Annotated in this window: 20 protein-coding genes and 1 pseudogene; 6 read left to right on the plus strand and 15 right to left on the minus strand. The window is 71.8% G+C overall.

What is annotated here, in order from left to right:
• Positions 1-107: 107 nt before the first annotated feature.
• From BZZ08_RS11370 to BZZ08_RS11400, 7 genes are all read right to left on the minus strand, one after another.
• Complete coding sequence (locus BZZ08_RS11370) at positions 108-689, minus strand: hypothetical protein (protein WP_241965441.1); 582 nt, start codon at positions 687-689, stop codon at positions 108-110.
• The gene (locus tag BZZ08_RS11375; protein ID WP_241965442.1) at positions 686-1,597 is read right to left on the minus strand and encodes an alpha/beta fold hydrolase; all 912 of its coding nucleotides are present in this window, start codon (positions 1,595-1,597) and stop codon (positions 686-688) included. The genes BZZ08_RS11370 and BZZ08_RS11375 overlap by 4 nt, the downstream gene beginning before the upstream one ends.
• A gap of 179 nt (positions 1,598-1,776) precedes the next feature.
• A complete protein-coding gene (locus BZZ08_RS11380; RefSeq protein ID WP_104632052.1) occupies positions 1,777-2,130 on the minus strand; it encodes a helix-turn-helix domain-containing protein in 354 nt (117 codons plus the stop codon).
• A 42-nt stretch (positions 2,131-2,172) separates the two neighbouring features.
• A complete protein-coding gene (locus BZZ08_RS11385; RefSeq protein ID WP_104632053.1) occupies positions 2,173-2,931 on the minus strand; it encodes a class I SAM-dependent methyltransferase in 759 nt (252 codons plus the stop codon).
• A 296-nt stretch (positions 2,932-3,227) separates the two neighbouring features.
• Positions 3,228-4,712 (minus strand): phytoene desaturase family protein, encoded by a 1,485-nt coding sequence (locus BZZ08_RS11390; protein WP_104632054.1) that lies wholly within the window; start codon positions 4,710-4,712, stop codon positions 3,228-3,230.
• Entirely contained in the window at positions 4,709-6,556 is a 1,848-nt protein-coding gene (locus tag BZZ08_RS11395) for an ABC transporter ATP-binding protein (RefSeq protein WP_241965444.1), read from the minus strand. Before BZZ08_RS11395 ends, BZZ08_RS11390 begins: the two co-directional genes overlap by 4 nt.
• A 257-nt stretch (positions 6,557-6,813) precedes the next feature.
• Positions 6,814-7,575, minus strand: coding sequence for a MerR family transcriptional regulator (locus BZZ08_RS11400; RefSeq protein ID WP_104632055.1), 762 nt, complete (start codon positions 7,573-7,575; stop codon positions 6,814-6,816).
• Positions 7,576-7,694: 119 nt separating this feature from the next.
• On the opposite strand from BZZ08_RS11400, the gene BZZ08_RS11405 reads away from it, so the two are divergent.
• Complete coding sequence (locus BZZ08_RS11405; RefSeq protein WP_104632056.1) at positions 7,695-9,122, plus strand: glutamate decarboxylase; 1,428 nt, start codon at positions 7,695-7,697, stop codon at positions 9,120-9,122.
• A 91-nt stretch (positions 9,123-9,213) separates the two neighbouring features.
• On the opposite strand, the gene BZZ08_RS11410 is transcribed toward BZZ08_RS11405, so the two are convergent.
• The 5 genes from BZZ08_RS11410 to BZZ08_RS11430 form a co-directional block, all read right to left on the minus strand.
• A complete protein-coding gene (locus BZZ08_RS11410; protein ID WP_104632092.1) occupies positions 9,214-9,972 on the minus strand; it encodes an ABC transporter permease in 759 nt (252 codons plus the stop codon).
• 41 nt (positions 9,973-10,013) lie between these two features.
• Positions 10,014-10,955, minus strand: coding sequence for an ATP-binding cassette domain-containing protein (locus BZZ08_RS11415; protein ID WP_104632057.1), 942 nt, complete (start codon positions 10,953-10,955; stop codon positions 10,014-10,016).
• Between the two features lie 93 nt (positions 10,956-11,048).
• Positions 11,049-11,690, minus strand: coding sequence for a PadR family transcriptional regulator (locus BZZ08_RS11420; RefSeq protein WP_104632058.1), 642 nt, complete (start codon positions 11,688-11,690; stop codon positions 11,049-11,051).
• Positions 11,691-11,763: 73 nt separating this feature from the next.
• Positions 11,764-13,224, minus strand: coding sequence for an aldehyde dehydrogenase family protein (locus tag BZZ08_RS11425; RefSeq protein ID WP_104632059.1), 1,461 nt, complete (start codon positions 13,222-13,224; stop codon positions 11,764-11,766).
• Between the two features lie 73 nt (positions 13,225-13,297).
• Positions 13,298-14,122: a helix-turn-helix domain-containing protein gene (locus BZZ08_RS11430; RefSeq protein ID WP_104632093.1), complete on the minus strand. Its 825-nt coding sequence runs from the start codon at positions 14,120-14,122 to the stop codon at positions 13,298-13,300.
• 378 nt (positions 14,123-14,500) lie between these two features.
• Here BZZ08_RS11430 and BZZ08_RS11440 point away from each other — a divergent pair, with 378 nt between their 5' ends.
• A complete protein-coding gene (locus tag BZZ08_RS11440) occupies positions 14,501-14,965 on the plus strand; it encodes an ATP-binding protein (protein WP_059301672.1) in 465 nt (154 codons plus the stop codon).
• 30 nt (positions 14,966-14,995) lie between these two features.
• Here the strand turns inward: BZZ08_RS11440 and BZZ08_RS11445 are convergent, their stop codons facing one another.
• Together BZZ08_RS11445 and BZZ08_RS11450 are read right to left on the minus strand one after the other, a co-directional pair.
• Positions 14,996-15,214 carry a DUF397 domain-containing protein gene (locus BZZ08_RS11445; protein ID WP_174855328.1) on the minus strand — a complete coding sequence of 73 codons (219 nt, stop codon included), beginning with the start codon at positions 15,212-15,214 and terminating at the stop codon, positions 14,996-14,998.
• A 378-nt stretch (positions 15,215-15,592) separates the two neighbouring features.
• A pseudogene (locus BZZ08_RS11450) lies at positions 15,593-15,658 on the minus strand (type B 50S ribosomal protein L31); the annotation flags it as partial.
• A 384-nt stretch (positions 15,659-16,042) separates the two neighbouring features.
• On the opposite strand from BZZ08_RS11450, the gene BZZ08_RS11460 reads away from it, so the two are divergent.
• Positions 16,043-16,537, plus strand: a complete 495-nt coding sequence (locus BZZ08_RS11460; protein WP_198601413.1) for a hypothetical protein — start codon at positions 16,043-16,045, stop codon at positions 16,535-16,537.
• A 66-nt stretch (positions 16,538-16,603) separates the two neighbouring features.
• Here BZZ08_RS11460 and BZZ08_RS11465 read toward each other — a convergent pair whose 3' ends face one another.
• Entirely contained in the window at positions 16,604-17,764 is a 1,161-nt protein-coding gene (locus BZZ08_RS11465; protein WP_104632062.1) for a DUF2786 domain-containing protein, read from the minus strand.
• A gap of 85 nt (positions 17,765-17,849) precedes the next feature.
• On the opposite strand from BZZ08_RS11465, the gene BZZ08_RS11470 reads away from it, so the two are divergent.
• The 3 genes from BZZ08_RS11470 to BZZ08_RS11480 all read left to right on the plus strand — a co-directional run bounded on the left by BZZ08_RS11470 (position 17,850) and on the right by BZZ08_RS11480 (position 21,130).
• Complete coding sequence (locus BZZ08_RS11470; protein WP_104632063.1) at positions 17,850-18,482, plus strand: LysE family translocator; 633 nt, start codon at positions 17,850-17,852, stop codon at positions 18,480-18,482.
• A gap of 68 nt (positions 18,483-18,550) precedes the next feature.
• The gene (locus BZZ08_RS11475) at positions 18,551-19,324 is read left to right on the plus strand and encodes a Clp protease N-terminal domain-containing protein (RefSeq protein ID WP_104632064.1); all 774 of its coding nucleotides are present in this window, start codon (positions 18,551-18,553) and stop codon (positions 19,322-19,324) included.
• Positions 19,325-19,402: 78 nt separating this feature from the next.
• Positions 19,403-21,130 carry a bifunctional 3'-5' exonuclease/DNA polymerase gene (locus BZZ08_RS11480; RefSeq protein ID WP_104632065.1) on the plus strand — a complete coding sequence of 576 codons (1,728 nt, stop codon included), beginning with the start codon at positions 19,403-19,405 and terminating at the stop codon, positions 21,128-21,130.
• Positions 21,131-21,147 lie beyond the last annotated feature (17 nt).

The following is a 21,147-nucleotide window of genomic DNA, read 5'->3' on the forward strand; positions in this document are numbered from 1 at the left end:
AAACTCGTAGCGAGTCTCCAGCCGTTCGGCGGGAGGGCGCGGACTCACGCGGCACGCGAGGTGCCGAGTGAGCTCGCGGCTTCCAGTCGAGAGGGCTGTGCGAGTCGCTAGGCGAGGGCGAGGGACGGCGCCTCGGCGGGCGTGACGTCTCCCTCCAGCGGGAATTCGAGCGACACGAAGACCGGTTCGATGTGCCGGTCGTCGGGGCTGGTGGGGTACGAGTGCAGCAGCATGAACTGGCTGCGTGTGGCCCCGGGGGCGTGCGGCAGGTGGAGCTGGATGTAACGGGCCAGCAGCCGGTAGCCGGACGCCGTCGTCACGGGGAGCACCTTCGAGCCGAAGGCGACCGCCTGCGCGAGTGTGTGCTGGGTCGCGTCGAACAGGGCCTTCGGGCTCCGGTTGCGCGCGTTCCACGCCAGTGCGTACCACGTCCGGTCCTGGACGATCGGGACCTCCGCCCACTCCCCGGGCTTGCCGTCCGTGATGTCCCGGTAGAGCAGGTGGGCGTCCTTGACGCCGGGATTGGGGCCGAAGAAGCGCCAGTTAGGGGTCGGGACGCGCAGCTTCCCGCGACGCAGGAGTCCGTCGAAGCGCTGCTCGGGGATCTGCGCCACCGCGGTCGCGACCAGCCACCCGGCGAGCGACGTCGTGACGGCGGCCGTCTTCACGCGTTCGAGGTTCACTTTCATGACCGCGCCATCTCCTCCTTCCGTTCGGCGGCGTCCTCGCCGGCCGGGCGCTTCGTGGTGGACGGCTGCCACTCCGGTCCGAGCGGGCCCGCGGGCGGTTCACCGGCGATGAGGTCCGCCACCTCCTGCGCGTGCTTCGGCACGGCGAGGAGCGACTCGTGGTCCGAACCGAGGACGAAGTGGTGCCGGGCCTGCTGGGAGATGACGGCCAGCCTGGCCTGGACACCGGCGTGCAGGGTGTTGTCGCCGATGTTGTTCTCCGCCGTGACCACGGTCAACGGGCAGTCCAGGCCGGTCAGTTCCGGGTAGGTCTGGGCGTCCCGGTACTCGCGGTGGGCCGTGGCCCAGGTGCGGGGGGTGGCCAGGAACGCCCGGTAGGACCGGTTGACCTCCGGGCTGTACTGCTGATGGGCGTTCATGGCGGGACGGAAGACCGACAGGCCGGTGGCGGCGAAGACCTGCTCCATCACCATCCGCTGGTGGGACCAGCGGTCGACGTCGGTCCGGCGGGCGTGGCGCAGGCTGACCACCTCGGTGGCGTCGATCATGACCACGTGGGTCACGCCCCGCGCCGCGTCCGGGTGCATCGACGCGTAGGCCGCGACGAAGTACCCGCCCAGGGAGTGTCCCGCCAGGACGACGGGAAGGCCGGCCAGGTAGGTGTCGCGCAGCTCCTGCAGCAGCTCGAAGCGCGACTCCAGGCCGTACCGGGTGTCCGGTGTGCTCAGCCCGTAACCGGGACGGTTGAACCGTACGTACCCCATGTCCGCGGGAAGCGCGCCGCACACCCAGTCCCAGTACTCGTGGGGCGCGCCCATGCCGTTGTCGAGCAGAACGGCCCGCCGCGCCTGCGGAGGAAGGTGGACCTCGACCTCGACGAGGCTTCCGTCCGGCCGCTCGTGCAGCATGCACCGCCGCGCACGTTCGCGTGTACCCGTGAACCGGGTTGCCGCACCGGTCAGAAGGCTAGTGCCGACCAGTCCGATCAGGCCGGCGGCAAACTGGCGCTCCAAAGACGCCACATTCCCTCCCCCGTGATGTGAAGTGACTGTCTGCCCGGAAGGCTAACAGCCGATTCCGGAATCAATTAACGCGTTAGTTGACCAGGCACCCGAGCCGTTCTGCCACGAGGCTGCGGCGGCCGTAACGCCGGGGCTCGGCCGTACTTCCGCAGCTCCATGTAGAGCTCGCCTATCGTCGCCTTCAACATGGCATTTTCTTTGGCCAGCTCAGCCATACGGGACGCTTCCTCGGTGTCCCTTCCGCTTTCACCGGCCAGCCCGTTGCGGCCGCCCTCAATAAACTGCCTGCGCCAATTGGAGACCGATTGCTCGGACACTCCTGCTTCCCGCGCGGCTTCCGCCGCCGTCAGTTCGCCGCTCATCACCCTGACCACCAGGCAGAGTTTCTTGTCTGTCGGAAGTACTGGCGGACGTCCCAAGTTGAAACCCCTCCTAAGCCGACTGGGCCTTCTGCACAGCGTTCAGGGCTTGACGTAGCTGCACATGAAGAGCGGTGCGGCCTCGCTGTAGGGCGTGCCGTCCCAGCGCGACATCCGGGCTTCCGGTTCCAGACCGGCCGCGCGGGCGTATCCGTCGACGTCGTCCGGCGTGGTCAGGCGGGTGAGTTCGCTGCCCACCCGGGTGGTCCCGTCGCTCTGGTACAGGATGTGCGAGCACTGCCACAGGCCGCCGTCGAGCAGGACGGAGTGCGTCTGCACCCCCGTTCCCGGCTCGGGGTAGGGGACGAAGTAGGTGGTGCGGGCCCGGCCCTCGTGCAGCTGGAGAATCGCCGGCTTGTTGTGGGTCTCGATCACCAGCCGACCGCCGCTGACCAGCAGGTCGGCCGCGCGACGCACGGCCCGCCGCTGGTCGTCGGGGGTCGTCAGGCACGAGAGGGTCGCGCACACGCAGTACACCAGCCCGTACCGGGCCGGCGAGGTGTAGGCGCGTATGTCCCCGTGCACCGGGGTGACGTCCGCGCCCTCCTTCAGCTTGACGCGCAGCGCGTCGAGCATCTCCGGAGAGCTGTCCACACCGGTCACCGGGCCGACTTCGCGGGAGAGCGGGATCGCGATCCGTCCGGTCCCCACACCCAATTCCAGGGTGCCGGACTCGGGGTCGGGATGGCGGTCACGCAGACCTTTCACGGCCTCGCGGGTGACCCTGTCATCCGGGATCAAGCGGTCGTACCAGCCCTCGAACTGCCGGCCGTACCCTATATCGTCAACTCCGTCTTCCATTTATTCCCCCTCATGCTGTCCCCACTGCCGAACCGGTGAGAGCGTCATGAAGCCGGGGGTCTGGAACCGGCCAGGACGTGATGCGCCGACGGATCGGCCGCAAAGAATGCACAACCAGCCGTACGGCCGGTCGAACGCCGTACGGTAACGCCCCAACGGAAGTCTGTGGGGAGACCTCGTTGCCTCACCGTACCAAATGCGGAGTGGCCACTTCTATGGAGATCCGCCGCCGATTCCGACACCACTCGGGCCACTGCCGGGAGTTGTCCGGGCGTCAGGTGGCGCGAGCCCCGTCATTACCTGGGGCGAGCGAATGCGAGTGGCATCGGACCGGGCGCCAAGTCAGGTGCGTCACCTATCCCGAAACGATGCCTGAGCGCGGAAAGGGCCGCCAGATAACCAGACATTCCGTGCACACTGGGCCCGGGTGGAGTGGCCGAGGAGCACAGGAAGAGGCCGGGCAGCGGAGTGCGGTAGGGGTCGAGGCGCGGTACGGGACGCGCGAGGCTCTGACGGAGCGTCATGGCGCCCGAACCGATGTCCCCGCCGACGTAGTTGGGGTTGTACGCCTCGTAGGCGGCGGCGGGTACGGACCGGTGGGCGACGATCGTGTCCCCGAATCCGGGGGCGTGGCGCTCGATGGCGGCCCGGACCAGCTCGTAGGGGTCGGTGGGGTCGCCGTTCGGCACGTGCGCGTACGCCCACAGCGGACGTTTGCCGGGCAGGGCCCGGCCGGGGTCGGCCACCACCGGGTCCACCACCAGGACGAACGGTTTCCCGGTCCGCACCCCGCGGGCGTTCGCCGTCTCCTGCCGCACCAACTCGGCGTAGGTGCCGCCCAGGTGCACCGTTGCGGCACGGCCCACCTCGGGGTCGGCCCAGGGGACCGGCTCCGACACCAGGAAGTCGACCTTGGCGGCACCCGGGCCGTACCGGAACCGTTCCAGGGCGCGCCGGTAGGAGCGGGGCAGCCGGTCGCCCGCGAGGGCCAGCAGCCCCTTGGGACTGGTGTCGAGCAGCACGGCACGGGCACCGCCCAGTTCCGCCAGGTCCGTCACGTGGTGCCCGGTGTGGAAGACCCCGCCGTGCGCCGTGATGTCCTCGGCCAGTGCCTGGGCGATCCGGCCGCTGCCACCGCGCGGCACCGGCCACCCCGTGCCGTGGGCGAGGTGGCCCAGCAGCATGGCCACCGCCGAGGACGCCAGGCTCGGCAGCCTGCCGACCGCGTGGGCGGCGACGCCCGCGAGCAGGGCCGGGGCCTCCTGCCCCCGGAAGGCCCGGACACCCAGACCGCTGCCGTGCGCCGCGATCCGGCCGGCCAGCAACAGGGCGGCGGCGGGGTCCCGGGGTACCGAGCGCTGCCCGGAGAGGATGAGGTCGACGACCGCTTCGCTGCGCTCGAGCAGCGGGCTCATCAACCGGTGCCAGGCGGCTCCGTCGGCTCCCAGACGCGCGCAGGTCTCGGCGAGCGAGCGGTAGGCGAGTCCGGCGCGTCCGCCGTCCAGCGGATGGGCGTAACCGATCTCCGGCTGCATCAGCTCGACCCCGCGGGCCGCCAGGTCGAACGCGCGGAAGAACGGCGACGCGGCGGCCATGGGATGGACGGCGGAACAGATGTCGTGCACGACACCGGAGTCGAAGAGGGGGGCGGTGCGCAGCCCTCCCCCGATGGTGTCGGCCGCCTCGTGGAGGTGCACCCGCAGTCCGGCTCGGGCGAGGACCACGCCGGCCGCGAGGCCGTTGGGTCCGGTACCCACGATGGCGACGTCCGCTGCGGTCACCGGTACTCCTCACTCGTGACGGGCCGAAGCCGCGGCGTGTGGCCGGCCGGCCGGGGCCCGGCGTTCAGCTGGGAACCGGCCAGGCGGCGGTAGAGCTGGTCGTGCTCCATCAGTTCGTGGTGCACTCCGACGGCCCGGACCCGGCCCTCTTCCAGCACCACGATGCCGTCGGCATCGATCACCGTGGAGATCCGGTGGGCGATGGCGATCACGGCGCACCGCCGGGAGACCTGGCGCAGCACGGCGCGGAAGTCCCGTTCCGAGTCGGAGTCGAGGTTGGACGTGGCTTCGTCGAGCAGCATGACCGCGGGCCGCTGAAGCAGCGTGCGGGCTATGCACAGGCGCTGGCGCTGCCCCCCGGACAGCCCACTGCCCTGGTCGCCCAGCTCGGTGTCGAGGCCGCGCGGGAGCCGGGCGATCACCGACGTGAGGCCGGCCAGCTCCACCGCTTCCCGGATGGCGGCGTCGTCGGCGTCCGGGCTGGCGTAGGTCAGGTTCTCCCTGATGGTTCCGCGCAGGGCCGCGCTGTCCTGCTGCACGTAGCCCACCAGGGTGCGGACCGTGTCGAGGGGGAGGGCCCCGATGTCCCGTCCGCCGAGCCGGACCTGGCCGCCGTCCGCCGCGTGGAACCGTTCGATGAGCTGGAACATGGTGGTCTTGCCCGCCCCCGACGGCCCGACCACCGCCGTCAGCCCCCGTGCCGGGACCCTGAACGAGACCCCGTCGAGCACCTGCGTGCGCTCCGCCTCCCGTCCGCGGCGGTAGCCGAAGCGGACGTCGCGGAACTCGACCGCCGGTTCGTCCGGGGGGAGCCGTGCGGGGAGGGCTGAGGGCACCGTGCCGGGCGGGCCGGGGTCCTCCTGGGGCAGCCGGGCGAGCTCGTCCACCCGCTGGACGGCGGCCCTCCCCTGCACGAACTGGCCCACACCCATGAAGAACATCACCAGCGGCGACACCAGTTGGAACAGGTACATGATGAAGGTGGTCAGGCTCGCCATGTCCATCTCGCCCCGGGCCACCCACGACATTCCCACACCCACGACCACGGCCAGGGCGCCCTGCGTGCCGACGTTCATGGACGGCATCAACAGGGCGTTGTAGGCGCTGACGCGCACACCCGAGCGGCGCGTCCGCTCGGCCAGTTCCCCGATGCGGGCGGCCTCCCGGGACTCGGCCCGGGACGCCTTCACCGTGGGCAGCGCGGAGAGCACCCGCTGCACGTCGGCGGCGAAGGCGCCGGTGTCGTCGCGGTTCTCCAGGGCGACCCTGCGCAGTCTGCGGGCGAGCACGACGGAGACGATGCTGGCGGTTCCCAGGCAGCTGAGGGTGATGACCATCAGCCAGAAGTCGATGAGGAACATCAGCACGACACCGCCGACGACCGTCGCGCCGCTGACGATCAACTGGGCGAGGCTCTGCGAGAGGGCGATCCGCACCAGTGAGGTGTCGGTGACCGTGCGGGTGAGGATGTCTCCCTGGGGCTGCCGTGCGAATGCGGTGAGGTCGGCCCGCAGCAGCCGTCCTACGAGGAGGCGGCGGACATCGAGGACGATGTCCTCGCCGGCCCGCCCGATGGTGTACGCCTGCAGCGCCGAGAAGAGCGCGCCGGCGCAGAAGAGACCGACGAGCGTGGCGGCGGGCCCGGCCATGGGGGTGCCTCGTCCCGCCGCCTCGATCAGCTCGCCGATGGCCCGGGGCTGAGCGAGCGAGGCGGCCACGCCCAGCAGGCCGAGCAGCACACCGGTGAGCAGCAGCCGGGAGTGGTGTCTGCTGACGCTCGCGACCGACCCCGCGCCCTTCGCGGCCCCGGCTCCCGGGCTCGCCTCTCCCCTGTGGCCCAGCACAAGCGCTCCCCCCGCGGTGCCGACGGTCACGGTGAACGTGCCGGGTCGGGTGGACAGCCCTGCCGCACGAGCCCGTCGTCAAGGCGACCGAACGTAACACGCAGGCCAGGCCTCAAGTTAGGGGTAACTTGACCGGTCGGCCTCGATCGCGTGCCTGCCGGAAGCCGTGGGGCCGCGCAAGGAAAAGTAACGGCCCCTCCCGCCGCCGGCGGATCACCACGGCGGCCCACCCCCCTCGGCCGCCGTCCCGGTGGGCGTCACCCCCGGTGCCGGACGGCGTTGGCGAGGATCGCGTCGCGCAGGTAGGCGGCGAGGCCCGGCTTTGCGGCGTCGAGGTTCCGCGTGAAACGTTCGTCCGACACGTACATCTCGCCCAGGCAGGTGTGCATCTCGTACCCGCAGTCGTAGTGGTTGCGGACGATGCCCTGCCGGTGGTCCTCGGCGGTGTCCATGGCCCCCTCGGAGTCGGCGGGCTCACCCGCGTCCATCAGGGCGACGAAGCGCCGGGTGAGTTCGTCGGCCTCGTCCTGGATGCGCTGCCAGTCCTCCTTGGTGTACGAGGCGGTCTTCTCCTTGGACTGGCGGTAGGCGTCGGTGTTCCCCCAGCGCTCCTGGACCTCCTCCTCGTACTGGTCGGGGTCGAAGTCGCCGAAGACCTCGAACTTCTCCTCCGGCGTGAGGTTGATTCCCATGCTGCGTGCCTCCATGGCCTGCTCCACGGCCGCCGCCATCTTCCGCAGCTTCTCGATCCGGGCGGTCAGCAGCTCGTGCTGGCGGCGCAGGTGCGCGCGCGGGTCCGCGGCCGGGTCGTCGAGCAGGGCGGCGACCTCGTCGAGCGGGAAGCCCAGCTCCCGGTAGAACAGGATCTGCTGCAGCCGGTCGAGGTCGGCGTCGCTGTAGCGCCGGTGGCCCGCGTGGCTGCGCTCGCTGGGTACGAGCAGGCCGATGTCGTCGTAGTGGTGCAGCGTGCGCACCGTCACTCCGGCGAAGCCGGCCACCTGTCCCACGGAGTAGCTCACTTCCGCTCCTTTCTCCGATGTCCACCACGCTGCCTCCTCACGTGACGTGAGGTGCAAGCCCGTGCACGCCGGTACGGCCCCGGGTGCGGGGCGCGGGACCCCGGCCTACCGTCGGTTGCATGTCACTGCACAAGGGTCCCCGCCCGCACCACGACGACGACCGCGACCGGCGCCGGCTCGCCGTGAACCCCTTCCACGCGGCGGCGAACCCGCTCGGCGGCATGACCGAGGCCCCGCCCTCCCACCGGCTGCCGGACTCCCCGCTGCCGCCGGAGAGCGCGTACCGGCTGGTCCACGACGAGCTGATGCTGGACGGCAACGCCCGGCTGAACCTGGCAACCTTCGTCACCACCTGGATGGAGCCGCAGGCCGGGGTGCTGATGAGCGAGTGCCGGGACAAGAACATGATCGACAAGGACGAGTACCCGCGCACCGCCGAGCTGGAGCGGCGCTGCGTGGCGATGCTCGCCGACCTGTGGCACGCGCCCGCCCCGGAGGCGGTCGTGGGCTGCTCGACGACCGGGTCGAGCGAGGCGTGCATGCTGGCCGGGATGGCGCTGAAGCGGCGCTGGGCGCTCCGCAACGCCGACCGGTACCCGGCGAAGGACGTGCGGCCCAATCTGGTGATGGGCGTGAACGTGCAGGTCTGCTGGGACAAGTTCTGCAACTTCTGGGAGGTGGAGGCCCGGCAGGTCCCGATGGAGGGCGACCGCTTCCACCTGGACCCGCAGGCCGCGGCCGAGCTGTGCGACGAGAACACCATCGGGGTCGTCGGCATCCTCGGTTCCACCTTCGACGGTTCCTACGAGCCGATCGCCGACCTGTGCGCCGCCCTGGACGCCCTCCAGGAGCGGACCGGGCTGGACGTCCCGGTGCACGTCGACGGGGCCTCCGGCGGCATGGTCGCGCCCTTCCTCGACGAGGACCTGGTGTGGGACTTCCGGCTGCCGCGGGTCGCCTCGATCAACACCTCGGGGCACAAGTACGGGCTGGTCTACCCCGGGGTGGGCTGGGCGCTGTGGCGGGACTCGGAGGCGCTTCCGGAGGAGCTGGTGTTCCGGGTCAACTACCTGGGCGGCGACATGCCTACCTTCGCGCTGAACTTCTCCCGGCCGGGCGCGCAGGTGGTCGCGCAGTACTACACGTTCCTGCGGCTGGGCCGCGAGGGCTACCGGGCCGTGCAGCAGGCCGCGCGGGACATCGCGGGCTCGATCGCCGGGCGGGTCGAGGCGCTGGGCGACTTCCGGCTGCTGACGCGCGGCGACCAGTTGCCCGTGTTCGCCTTCACCACGGCCGACGACGTGACGGCGTACGACGTCTTCGACGTGTCCCGGCGGCTGCGCGAGGGCGGCTGGCTGGTGCCGGCGTACACCTTCCCGCCGCACCGCGAGGACCTCTCCGTGCTGCGGGTGGTGTGCCGCAACGGCTTCTCGGCGGACATGGCGGACCTGCTCCTGGAGGACCTGGAGCGGCTGCTGCCGGAGCTGCGCCGGCAGCCGCACCCGCTGACCCGGGACAAGGGCGCGGCGACCGGCTTCCACCACTGAGGGATGTCCGGCGGACCGGGTCGCAGGAAGGACGCGGTACCTCGTCGAAGCCGGTGACCCCGCGTCCGCGGCAGGATCCGCCGGACGGGCCCTAGCGGCTCAGCCGGGCGAACCTCGCCACCGCCAGCGGGAAGAACACCGCGAGCAGCGCCAGCGGCCAGGCGACGGCCGCCCAGAGGTGGCCGGACTCGCCGCCGGGGCTGCCGAAGAGGTCGCGGACGGCCGTGGCGGTCTGGGACATCGGGTTCCACTGGACGACCGTGCCCAGCCAGCCGGGCATGGAGCCGGGCGTGGCGAAGGCGTTGGACAGGAAGCCGACCGGCCAGACCAGGATCTGCACCGCCTGCACCAGCTCGGGCTTCCCGGCGACCAGGGCCAGGAAGATGCCGATCCACAGCATGGCGAAACGGAAGAGCAGGAGCAGGCCCACCGCGCCCAGGAAGGCGCCCGGGCCGCCGTGGGCCCGCCAGCCCAGGGCCCACCCGACGCCGATCAGTACGGCGAGGCCGAGTGCCGACTGGAGCATGTCGGCGGCGGAACGGCCCACCAGGACCGCCCCGTTGGCCATCGGCAGCGAGCGGAACCGGTCGACGACGCCCTTGTCCAGGTCCCGGGTGACGGCGATCATCGTGCCCTCCAGGCCGAAGGCCATGGTGAGGGCCAGCATGCCGGGGACCAGGTAGCCGACGTACTCGCCGCTCACGCCCCGGCCGCCGCCGACCAGGTAGCCGAACATCAGCAGCAGCATGACCGGGAAGACCAGGCTGACCACGACCGTCACCGGCTGACGCTGCCAGCGGGCCAGCTCGCGGCGGGTCATGGTCCAGGAGTCGGACAGGGCATGGGTCATGGGGGAAGTGGGAGTGGTGCCCTGGGTGGTGGCGCTCGCGCTCACGCGGCCTCCTTCGTGCGGTCGGTGAGGTGCAGGAACACCTCGTCCAGGGTCGGCCGGCGCAGCGCCACGTCCTCGGCCTCGACACCGGCCTCCTCCAGCGCCCGTACGACGCCGGAGAGCGCCGCCATCCGGTCGGTGACCGGAGCGCTGAGCAGCCGCCGGTCGGGGTCGACGCGGACGCCGGTGAGCGGCAGCAGGGCCACCGCGGCGCCCAGTTGGCCGGCGTGGCGCAGGACGACGTCGACGCGGTCGCCGCCGGTGGCCGCCTTGAGTTCGTCCGCCGTGCCGTCGGCGACGACCCGTCCCGCGTCGACGACCGAGATGCGGTCGGCGAGCTGGTCGGCCTCCTCCAGGTACTGGGTGGTGAGCAGGACCGTCGTACCCGCGCCGGCCAGCGAGCGGACCGAGTCCCACACCTCGGCGCGGCCGCGCGGGTCGAGGCCGGTGGTCGGCTCGTCCAGGAAGAGCACCTCCGGTTCGGTGATGAGGGACGCGGCCAGGTCCAGGCGGCGCCGCATGCCGCCGCTGTAGGCGCCGACCGGCTTGCGTCCGGTGTCGGCGAGGTCGAAGCGCGCGAGCAGTTCGTCGGCACGCGCGCGGGCACGCCGGGCGCCCAGGTGGTGGAGGCGGCCGAACATCTCCAGGTTCTGCCGGCCGCCCAGCTCCTCGTCGAGCGCCGCGTGCTGGCCGAGCAGACCGATGCGCAGCCGTACCGCGTACGCCTCGGCGACGACGTCGTGCCCCGCCACCTCGACGCGGCCCGCGTCGGGCCGCAGCAGGGTGGACAGGATCCGGATCAGGGTCGTCTTGCCCGCTCCGTTCGGGCCCAGCACGCCGTGCACCGTGCCGCGCGTGACCGTGAGGTCGAGTCCGTCCAACGCGTTCTTGCTGCCGTACTCCTTGCGTGCACCTTCGACGGTGATCGCCGCGTCGGCCACTGTCCCTCCCCGTTCCCCTTCGAGAGGCCAAGCTAGCCAAATTTGACTACCGGCTCAGAAGATAATGCCCGCTCTCCGATTGGTCAAACTTGATTAGCGAGCGTCCCCGTAGTGCGGCCGCCCCGCCGCGAAGGGGTTCTCCTCGTCCTCCGCCAGCACCCCGACGAACGGCTCGCCCTCGCCGGCGAAGGTGTACGCGCCGCCCCGGACGCGTTCGATGAGGCCGCGGGTCCACTCGGCGCCCGAGTCGGCCGAGTGGACCCAATAGTTCATGATCTCGCCGATGTGCCCGTACTGGCCGGGCCCCTCCGCGGGCAGGTAGTACTCGGTGACGGCGCTACGCCACTCCTCGATCTTCCGCACCCGCTCCTCCAGCAGCGCGAGGGCCTCCTCGCGCGGGAGGTCGACCATGAAGCCGAGCGCCGCGGTGAGCACGTCCGGCCGCTGGTCGTAGGCGGTGAGGTAGTCGCGGAGCAGGGTGAGGTACTCCTCGGTGCCCTGCTCCGTGATCTCGTACTCCACCCGCGGCGGCCCGCCCGCCGTGGACGGCGCGACCTCGTGCGCGACGAGCAGTCCCTGTTTCGCCATCTGCTTCAGCGCGTGGTAGATCGAGCCGGGCTTGGCGTTGGACCACTCGTGCGCGCCCCAGTACTCCAGGTCGTTGCGCACCTGGTAGCCGTGGGCCCGCCCGTGCTGGCGGACGGCGCCGAGCACGAGGAGACGGATCGCTGACATGGGAACCAGACTAGATCCGGCGCCGCGGTCCGCCCGCCGCGCCCCTCTGGAACCTCTGGAACGTCCAGAACCCCTAGAAGGGGAACCCGCTCCGCCCGTGCTGCACCGAGATCCACTTCTGCGTGGTGAAGGCGTCCAGCATGGTGTCGCCGTTGAGACGGCCGATGCCGGAGTGCTTCTCGCCGCCGAAGGGCACGATCGGCTCGTCGTGCACGGTCCCGTCGTTCACGTGGAACATGCCGGTGTCGATCCGCTTGGCGAAGTCGACGCCGCGCTCGATGTCCCCGGTGTGCACGGCACCGCTCAGCCCGTACGGCGTGTCGTTGACGAGGCGTACGGCCTCCTCCTCGCCGTCGAAGGGGACGAGGAAGGCGACCGGGCCGAAGACCTCCTGCCGCAGCAGCGCGGAGTCGGCGGGCAGGCCGGTCAGGACCGACGGCTCGACCAGGTTGTCGGTTACCGAGCCGCGCACCAGGGCGGTCGCGCCCTCGGCGAGGGCCTGCTCGACGACGCCGGAGACCGCGTCCGCCTGCGAGGAGTTGATCACCGGGCCGATGACGGTCGACGGGTCGCGCGGGTCGCCGGTCTTGAGGGTCTTCACCTTGGCGACGAACTTCTCGGTGAACTCGTCGGCCACCGCGCGGTCGACCAGCACGCGGTTGGCGGCCATGCAGACCTGGCCCTGGTGGACGTAGCGGCTGAAGACGGCGGCGTCGACCGCGTAGTCGACGTCGGCGTCGTCGAGGACCACCAGCGCGCTGTTGCCGCCCAGTTCCAGGACCGAGCGCTTGAAGTGCCCGGCGCAGACCGTGGCCACGTGGCGGCCGACCTTGTCGGAGCCGGTGAAGGAGATGACCTTCGGGACCGGGTGCTCCAGGAAGGCGTCGCCGATCTCCGCTATGTCGGTGACCACGACGTTGAGCAGGCCGCCCGGCAGTCCCGCGTCCTCGAGGATCTTCGCGACCAGGGTGCCGCCGACGATCGGCGTGTTCTGGTGCGGCTTGAGGACGACGCCGTTGCCCAGGGCGAGGGCCGGGGCGACCGACTTCAGGGAGAGCAGGAAGGGGAAGTTGAAGGGGCTGATGACGCCCACGACGCCGACCGGCACCCGGTAGACGCGGTTCTCCTTGCCGTCGACCGGGGAGGGGATGATCCGGCCCTCGGGGCGCAGCGCCAGGTGGACCGCCTCGCGCAGGAACTCCTTGGCGAGGTGCAGCTCGAAGGCGGCCTTCAGGCGGGTGCCGCCCAGCTCGGCGATGATCGCCTCGCTGATCTCCGCCTCGCGCTCCTCCACCAGCCGCAGCGCCTTCTCGAACACCGCGCGGCGCGCGTACGGGTTCGTCGCGGCCCACTGCTTCTGCGCGCGCTCGGCGGCCCGGTAGGCGGCGTCGACCTCGTCGACGGTGGCTATCGTGATCGAGGCCAGCTTCTCGTTGTCGTACGGGTTGAAGTCGATGATGTCCCAGGAGCCGGTGCCCGGACGCCACTCGCCGTCGATGTACTGCTGCGCGAGGTCGGTGAAGTACGACGACATGTGTTCCCTCAATCCCCTTAGCTGCCGCAGCCGCCGAGCGAGCCGCCTGATTGGGCGTCATCGTACTGAGGTTTCACGAGAGTTGAAGGAGTCCCCGCAGAAGGTCCCGGCTCTCGTCCGGCCCCGGGCTGTCCTGCTGGAGTTCCTTCAGCGCCGTCTCGTACTGGGTGACGTCCTCCTGCTTGTCCAGGTACAGCGCGCTGGTGAGCTGCTCCAGGTAGACGACGTCCGAGAGGTCGGACTCGGGGAAGCTGAGGAGCGTGAACGCGCCACTCTCGCCGGAGTGGCCGCCGAAGCCGAACGGCATGATCTGGAGCCGCACATTGGGGCGTTCGGACACCTCGATGAGGTGCTGGAGCTGCCCGCGCATCACCTCGCGGTCGCCGTACGGGCGGCGCAGGGCGGCCTCGTCGAGCACGATGTGGAACTCGGGGGCGCTCTCCGCGAACAGGTGCTTCTGCCGCTCCAGGCGCAGCGCCACCCGCCGCTCGACGTCCGCCTCGCCGGCGCCCTTCATGCCGCGCCGGACGACCGCGCGGGCGTACTCCTCGGTCTGCAGCAGGCCGTGCACGAACTGCACCTCGTAGGCCCGGATCAGCGAGGCGGCGCCCTCAAGCCCCACGTAGGTGGGGAACCAGCTGGGCAGCACGTCGGAGTAACTGTGCCACCACCCCGCGACGTTGGCCTCCTTGGCCAGGGAGAGCAGGGAGGCGCGCTCCTGCTCGTCCGTGATGCCGTACAGCGTCAGCAGGTCCTCGACGTCCCTCGTCTTGAAGCTCACCCGGCCCAGCTCCATCCGGCTGATCTTCGACTCGGAGGCGCGGATCGAGTAGCCCGCCGCCTCTCGCGTGATCCCCCGCGTCTCACGCAGTCGCCTGAGTTGTGATCCGAGCAGCATGCGCCGCACCACCGATCCGGGCTCTCCCGCGCTCACGTTCGCCAGCCTCCCCAACCGTCTTCAGGGGCCGCAGTCTGCCACTAAAACACTTCGAGCAGTACTCGTCCGGTTACGGAAACGGAATCGAGCCAAAGGAAACGTGCAGGATCATGCACGCGGCGGACCGGAACCGGCCGTCGAAAGAGATGAAGGGGAGGCGAAGATGACGGAAAAATTGCCCAACAAGCGGTACGGGCAGGTCCATTTCGGTCACGTGCACGTGCATCTGCCCTTGCATCTGAGGTACGCATCCGAAACCATGGTCCCCGCACCACCGCGCCGCATCGCTACGACCGCGAACTCCCGGGAGTGCCTCGCATGGGGACGAATGGATCGACCATGCTCGAGCCGTTACGGCAGGGCCTTCCGCCACTCGATCCCGCAGCCGTGTCCAACGCCGCCTCCTGCGCCCTGCCGCCCCGTTTCGAAGCGGTGCGCGAGGCCCGGCGGTTCACCCGCAGAACGCTTGAGGGCTGGGACACCGGCGACCGCTTCGACGACGTCTGCCTGGTGGTCTCGGAACTCGTCACCAACGCCCTGCGCCACGCGCTGCCCGCGGACACCCCGCGCCACGACGAGCGGCACGGTCCGGTACGGCTGCACCTGATGCGCTGGACCGAGCGGCTGGTGTGCGCGGTGCGCGACCCCAGCCACGACAGCCCGGTGGCCCGTGAGACGGACGACTTCTCGGCGGAGTCGGGCCGCGGCCTGTTCCTCGTCGACTCCTTCAGCGACAGCTGGGGCTGGCACCCGCTCGCCGGAACCCTCAACGGCAAGGTGGTCTGGGCGCTGTTCCGCGTCTAGGCGCCGCCCGGCCGGCCGGGCGGGCCGGGATCAGCTCGCGATCAGGTGGTCGAACTCGCCGTCCTTGATGCCGAGCAGCATGGCCTCGATCTCGGCACGCGTGTAGACGAGCGCGGGACCGTCGGGGAAGCGGGAGTTGCGCACCGCCACCGCGCCGTCGGGCAGGCGCGCGAACTCCACGCACGATCCCTGCGAGTTGCTGCGCCGGCTCTTCTGCCAGGCCGCGTCGTGCAACTGCGTGGCGGCCATGCCGTTGTACACGTCGTACACGTCGTGGTTCACAGGTCGCTCCCCGGTGTGCACTGGCTGATGTGGCCATTGATGCAGTGGTCAACTGATCCGGATCATAACCCTGTTCACGTGCGGGATGCATGAGCAAATGCACGTGCACGCGCGGTGTTCCCGCGGTTACAGCTGTGACGACCGCCTTACCGAGCCCTGCCCTCTACGACGCCGGGCCCCGGAAAGTCGTTCCCGCATGTGCCCCCGAATTCGAAGAATATGCAACAACTTACGACAACACCGGGGCCTCGACGCGTTCGTCACGCGGCCGTCGCCAGGTCGTGGTGGAGGACGACGCCGCCGGGCACGTCCGCGAGCGGCCGGGCCACGGACGTTCGAGATCTCTGCGTGGTTCGCGGCCCGGTCGCGGAAGACGACGGGGCGGTACTCGGGGTGGATTCCCTTGCGCACGGCGTCTCAGCGCTCCGCTCGGAAGTCGACGTGGCGGCCGGCCGTCGGGGCGTACTTCCGGGTCTTCGGGCACTCCCGGGTGCATCTGCGCGGGCAGGCACATGCCGGGCATCTTCCCCGGGGTGCGCAAGTCCTCCTGGTAGCTTGCGGCTGTTCGGGGCCGAAGGGCCGTCCGGCTACAGCTTGGAGCTTCCGGTGACGTGGGTGACTGCGGGGAACACGGCGAGCACGGAGGACGCGGAGACCACGGCACGCACTGCGCGGGCCGCGGGTACGGCGAACGCGGCGGACGGTACGCATACGGCGGATACGGCGGATACGGCGACCGTGCCGCGTAGGGGCGTCCCGCGCGGTGGGGTCCCGGGCCGTCGGGCGCGCCGGTCCGTGCGGGCCGTGGCGCTGGGCCTCGGGCTGGCGGGCGCGCTGGCCCTGACCGCGTGCACCGACGACGGGGGCTCCGACGACGGCTCGGGCGGCGGCGACGCGTCCTCGGCGGCGCCCGGCGCGTCCGCGAGCACGGACCCGGGCGGCACCGCGGGCGGATCGCCGTCCGCCGGTGCCGCGGGCGAGCTGGAGGGCAGCTGGCTGGCGACCACCGACGGCCAGGCCGTCGCCCTGATGGTCACCGGCGACAAGGCGGCCCTGTTCGCCACCGGCGGGACCGTGTGCAGCGGCGCGACGGAAGACACCTCCGGCACCCGGACGATCCGCCTCAAGTGCACCGGCGGCAGCGACGACCGGTCGACCGGCAAGGTCGCCTCGGTCGACGCCACTTCGCTCACGGTGGCCTGGGAGGGCGGCCTCGGCGAGGAGACGTACACCAAGTCGGAGGGCGGCTCCCTGCCCCCGGGCCTGCCGACCACCGGCATCGGTTCCTGAGCGGGGAGTGGGGAGCGGGAAGCGGTGAGCGGGAAGCGGGGCCGGACGGTCGGCGCCGGTCTCGCCTCAGCCCCGTCCCAGTGGCCGGTGGTGGCCGACCCGGGCCGCGTCGGCCGCCCGGGTGCCCTCCGTCCAGCCGGCCGCGTCCGCGGCGCCGCGCAGCCGGGTCGTGGCCGTCTCCGGGAACATGCGCTCCATGCGGTCGGTGACCGCGACCTCGCGGGAGGCGAGCACCGGCAGCAGGTCCGCGTCCGCCGCCGCGTCCGTGGCCGCACCCGTGGCCGCTTCCGCCGCGGCCCGCAGCCTGGTGCCCGCGCGGTGGGCGTAGGCGGCGAGGAACGACTGCCGGAAGGTCTTGGTGCGCTTGCGCCCGCCGGCCCGCTGCCCGGCCTCCGCCTTCGTCATCGCGGCCTCGGCCTGCACCAGCAGGGAGGTGTAGAGGAGTTCCACCGCCTCCAGGTCGGCCTCGAAACCGACGACGGTGGAGAAACCGAAGGGCTCGTTCCACACCGCCCTGCAGTGGTTGGCGTCGGCCACCGCGTCCAGCAGCACCGCCTTGGCCTGCTCGTAGGGCGGCTCCACCCCGATCCGGCAGGCGCCCGGAGTGTCGGGCGAGGACGCGTGCGCGTGCGCGGCCAGCAGCGCCTCGTCGACGCTGTGCCGGGCCATCAGCTCCTGCGCCTTCGCGCTCAGCGCCTCCGCCTCCTCGGGGTACCCGGTCGCCTCCGCCTTGGCGAGCAGCGCGCGGATGCGGGCGAGGGCACGGGACTCCGGCCGGTTCCCCCGCTCCCGACGCGGCGCCTCCCCCGCCTCCAGCGGCTCCAGGCCGGGCAGCCGCACCAGCAGGCGGTACAGCTCCAGTACGGCGGTGGCGTGCGAGAAGCGGTCGGTGCGGGGCGGCGCCGTGTCGTCCGCGTCCGGTACGTCGTCGAGCTGCGCGGCCCAGCGGTGACCGCGCGGACGGTCGTGCGGCGCCTGGGCGCGGATCAGCGCGGCCACCAGCCGTACGTGCGCGTCGTCCAGTTCGCGTCGCACGATCCGTACGAGGTCGGCGGGCTGCCAGCCGCGCCGCCAGGCCGTGGCCACGAACTCCTCGCCGCGCCGGGCCAGTTCCGCGTCCGCCGCCGGATCGGCCGCGAGCAGCGAGGCGGCGGTGTCGAGGGCGGCGTCGGCGGTGTCGTACAGGGCGGTCTCGAAGGCACGGTCGACGGTGCGGGGCGTACTCACCCGGCGATGGTGCCACGGCCGCCGGGTCCGTCTCACTCCGCGGAATTCGGCCGGGTCCGCACCCGCCGGGGTCCACCATGGCCCGATGGTGGACACAACTCTCTACACGGCGTTCCTGGTCGCCGCCTTCGCCCTGTGCGTCACGCCGGGTCCCGACATGATGTTCATCGTGGCGATGGGCGGGCGGGGAGGTCCCACGGCCGGTGTGATGGCCGCGTTCGGGGTGGCCTGCGCGATGCTCGTGCACGCGGTCGCCGCGGCCCTCGGACTGTCGGCCCTCTTCACGACGCTGCCCACGCTGTACCACGTGCTGCGCTGGGCGGGCGCGGCCTATCTGCTGTACCTGGCGGTGAAGGCCTTCCGGGACCGGTCGGTGCCGGGCGAGGACGACGCGGCGCCGAGGGCCGCGGGGATGCGGCGGGCCTTCTGGCAGGGCGCGATCACCAACCTGCTCAACCCCAAGGTGATCCTCTTCAACGTGGCGTTCCTGCCGCAGTTCGTCGACCCCTCGCTCGGGCACGTCCCCGGCCAGTTGCTGGTGCTCGGCGGAACGCTGGTGATGATGGGCTTCCTGTGGGACGGCTTCGTCGGGCTGCTCTCGGGGCGGCTGGCAAGTCTCCTCAGGCGCAGCGCCCGGGTGAACCGCTGGCTCAACATCGTCTCCGGGACGGTGTTCACGGGGCTGGCGGTGCGTCTGGTGGTGGCGTCGCCGAAGTGACCGGGAGCCCTCCGACCGACTGTCAACCATTAGTTGACAGCCGCCGGGGTGCAACCTACGGTTGACACATGACGACGAACCCGAGCATCACGTCATCCGTACGCCTCGACGAACTCATCACCGCGATCAAGAAGGTGCACCCGGAGCCCCTGGAGCAGCTCCAGGACGCCGTCATCGCCGGGGAGCACCTCGGAGAGGTGGCCGACCACCTGATCGGCCACTTCGTGGACCAGGCCCGGCGTTCGGGCGCGTCCTGGACGGACATCGGCAAGAGCATGGGCGTCACCCGGCAGGCGGCGCAGAAGCGCTTCGTGCCCAAGGAGTCGGCCGACCTGGACGCGAGCCAGGGCTTCAGCCGCTACACGCCCCGCGCGCGCAACGCCGTGATGGCCGCCCACAACGCGGCCAAGAACGCCGGCAACGCCGAGGGCCTGCCCGAACACCTCGTCCTCGGCCTGATCACCGAGCGCGAGAGCCTCTCCGCCAAGGCGATCGCCGGGCAGGGCGTGACCCTGGACGCGATCCGCGAGGCGGCGACCGCCGCACTTCCGCCGGCCGCCGCGGAGGTCCCGGAGCTGGTGCCCTACGGTCCCGCGGCCAAGAAGGTCCTCGAACTCACCTTCCGCGAGGCCCTGCGCCTGGGCCACAACTACATCGGCACGGAGCACCTCCTGCTCGCCCTGCTGGAGCACGAGCACGGCGAGGGCGTGCTCAGCGGGCTCGGCCTCGACAAGGAGGCCACCGAGCGCTTCATCGTCGCTGCGCTGGCGCAGCTCGTCCAGGCCACCGAGGAGAAGACCGGCGCGGCCGGGGAGACCGGACCCACGTCCGAAGCGGGCTGAGGCCGTCGTCGCGAGGGCGGCCGTCACGAAGGCGTCCGTCACGAGGGCGTTGTCAGTCCCGCCTGCGACACTCGCGACATGGCCGAGAGGTGGGCGCTCGCGGTGGCCGAGGACGGTGGCGTGGAGGTCGCCGCCCTCGGCCCCGACGGGCTGCCCGCCGGACCGGTGCGGCGGGAGCCCGACCTCGCCGAGGCCGTACGGGCCAGGCCGGACGTCACGCGCTGGGTGTGGCGGTCCACCGCCGAGATCGCGCCGCGCCTGCTCGCCGCGGGGGTGCGAGTGGAGCGGTGCTACGACGTGGAGGCCGCCGAGACCCTCCTGCTCGGCCACGAGGGGCGGTACGGGGAGCCCCACTCGGCCGCGGCCGCCCTGGCCCGGCTGCACGGCGGCCCGGTACCGCCCGACCCGCCGCAGCGCTCCGCCGAGCCGGGCGCGCAGTCCCCGCTGTTCGAACCCCAGGCCGTCCACCTCCCCCTGTCCGACCTGCTCGCCGTCTACGCCGAGCAGCAGCGCCGCCACGACCGCTCGGCGCACCCCGACCGGCTGCGGCTGCTGACGGCCGCCGAGTCGGCGGGGATGCTGGTGGCCGCCGAGATGAACCGCGCGGGGCTGCCCTGGCGGGCCGACGTGCACCGCCAGGTCCTGCACGATCTGCTGGGCGAGCGGTATGCGGGCGGGGGCGAGCCGCGGCGCCTGGCCGAGCTGGCCGAGGAGGTGTCGGCGGCGTTCGGCCGCCGGGTGCGGCCCGATCTGCCCGCGGACGTGGTCAAGGCGTTCGGGCAGGCGGGCGTGAAGGTCGCCTCCACCCGCCGCTGGGAGCTGGAGTCGCTGGACCACCCGGCCGTGAAGCCGCTGATCGAGTACAAGAAGCTGTACCGGGTCTGGGTCGCCCACGGCTGGTCCTGGCTCCAGGACTGGGTGCGCGACGGGCGGTTCCGCCCCGAGTTCCTGGCCGGCGGCACCGTCACCGGGCGCTGGGTCACCAACGGCGGGGGCGGGCTGCAGATCCCCAAGGTGATCCGGCGGGCCGTCGTCGCCGACCCGGGCTGGCGGCTGGTCGTCGCCGACGCCGACCAGATGGAGCCGCGCGTGCTGGCGGCGATCTCCCGCGACCCCGGTCTGATGGAGGTGGCGGGGCGCGAGAGCGACCTCTACCAGTCCGTCTCCGACCGCGCCTTCTCCGGCGACCGCGCCCAGGCCAAGCTCGCCGTGCTCGGCGCGGTCTACGGCCAGACCTCCGGCGACGGCCTGAAGAACCTGGCGGCGCTCAGACGCCGCTTCCCCCGCGCGGTGGCGTACGTCGACGACGCGGCCCGCGCGGGCGAGGAGGGGCGGCTCGTGCGCACCTGGCTGGGCCGCACCTGCCCGCCCGCGGCCGGCGCGGCCGACGGCACGGAGGAGGCGGGCCTGCCGCAGGACGACCCCTCCGGCCCCTCCGATTCCTCCGACGCCTCCGGCTCCTCCGGTTCCGGGGAGCGTCCGCAGGAGTGGGTGCCGGGGTACGCGTCCTCCAACGCCCGCGCGCGGGGCCGCTTCGCCCGTAACTTCGTCGTCCAGGGCAGCGCCGCCGACTGGGCCCTGCTGCTGCTCGCCGCGCTGCGCCGGACCTGCGCGGACATGGCGGCCGAGCTGGTCTTCTTCCAGCACGACGAGGTGATCGTGCACTGTCCCGAGGAGGAGGCCGACACCGTCGTCGCGGCGATCCGGGACGCGGCGGAGCTGGCGGGACGGCTGACGTTCGGGCCGACGCCGGTGCGGTTCCCGTTCACGACGGCGGTGGTGGAGTGCTACGCGGACGCGAAGTGAGCGGGGTCGGGCGGAGG

Origin of the sequence: Streptomyces sp. MH60, assembly GCF_002939385.1 — a bacterium.
Classification (GTDB): Bacteria; Actinomycetota; Actinomycetes; order Streptomycetales; family Streptomycetaceae; genus Streptomyces.

Bases quoted from the DNA above. Each gene is read 5' to 3' on its own strand.
- BZZ08_RS11430 (WP_104632093.1), bottom strand. From the start codon at position 14,122: ATGCTGCTCGGATCACAACTCAGGCGACTGCGTGAGACGCGGGGGATC.
- BZZ08_RS11425 (WP_104632059.1), bottom strand. From the start codon at position 13,224: ATGTCGTCGTACTTCACCGACCTCGCGCAGCAGTACATCGACGGCGAG.
- BZZ08_RS11445 (WP_174855328.1), bottom strand. From the start codon at position 15,214: ATGGCCGCCACGCAGTTGCACGACGCGGCCTGGCAGAAGAGCCGGCGC.
- BZZ08_RS11475 (WP_104632064.1), top strand. From the start codon at position 18,551: ATGACGACGAACCCGAGCATCACGTCATCCGTACGCCTCGACGAACTC.
- BZZ08_RS11385 (WP_104632053.1), bottom strand. From the start codon at position 2,931: ATGGAAGACGGAGTTGACGATATAGGGTACGGCCGGCAGTTCGAGGGC.
- BZZ08_RS11370 (WP_241965441.1), bottom strand. From the start codon at position 689: ATGAAAGTGAACCTCGAACGCGTGAAGACGGCCGCCGTCACGACGTCG.
- BZZ08_RS11470 (WP_104632063.1), top strand. From the start codon at position 17,850: ATGGTGGACACAACTCTCTACACGGCGTTCCTGGTCGCCGCCTTCGCC.
- BZZ08_RS11480 (WP_104632065.1), top strand. From the start codon at position 19,403: ATGGCCGAGAGGTGGGCGCTCGCGGTGGCCGAGGACGGTGGCGTGGAG.
- BZZ08_RS11420 (WP_104632058.1), bottom strand. From the start codon at position 11,690: ATGTCAGCGATCCGTCTCCTCGTGCTCGGCGCCGTCCGCCAGCACGGG.
- BZZ08_RS11410 (WP_104632092.1), bottom strand. From the start codon at position 9,972: ATGACCCATGCCCTGTCCGACTCCTGGACCATGACCCGCCGCGAGCTG.
- BZZ08_RS11375 (WP_241965442.1), bottom strand. From the start codon at position 1,597: ATGCTGCACGAGCGGCCGGACGGAAGCCTCGTCGAGGTCGAGGTCCAC.
- BZZ08_RS11440 (WP_059301672.1), top strand. From the start codon at position 14,501: ATGCTCGAGCCGTTACGGCAGGGCCTTCCGCCACTCGATCCCGCAGCC.
- BZZ08_RS11405 (WP_104632056.1), top strand. From the start codon at position 7,695: ATGTCACTGCACAAGGGTCCCCGCCCGCACCACGACGACGACCGCGAC.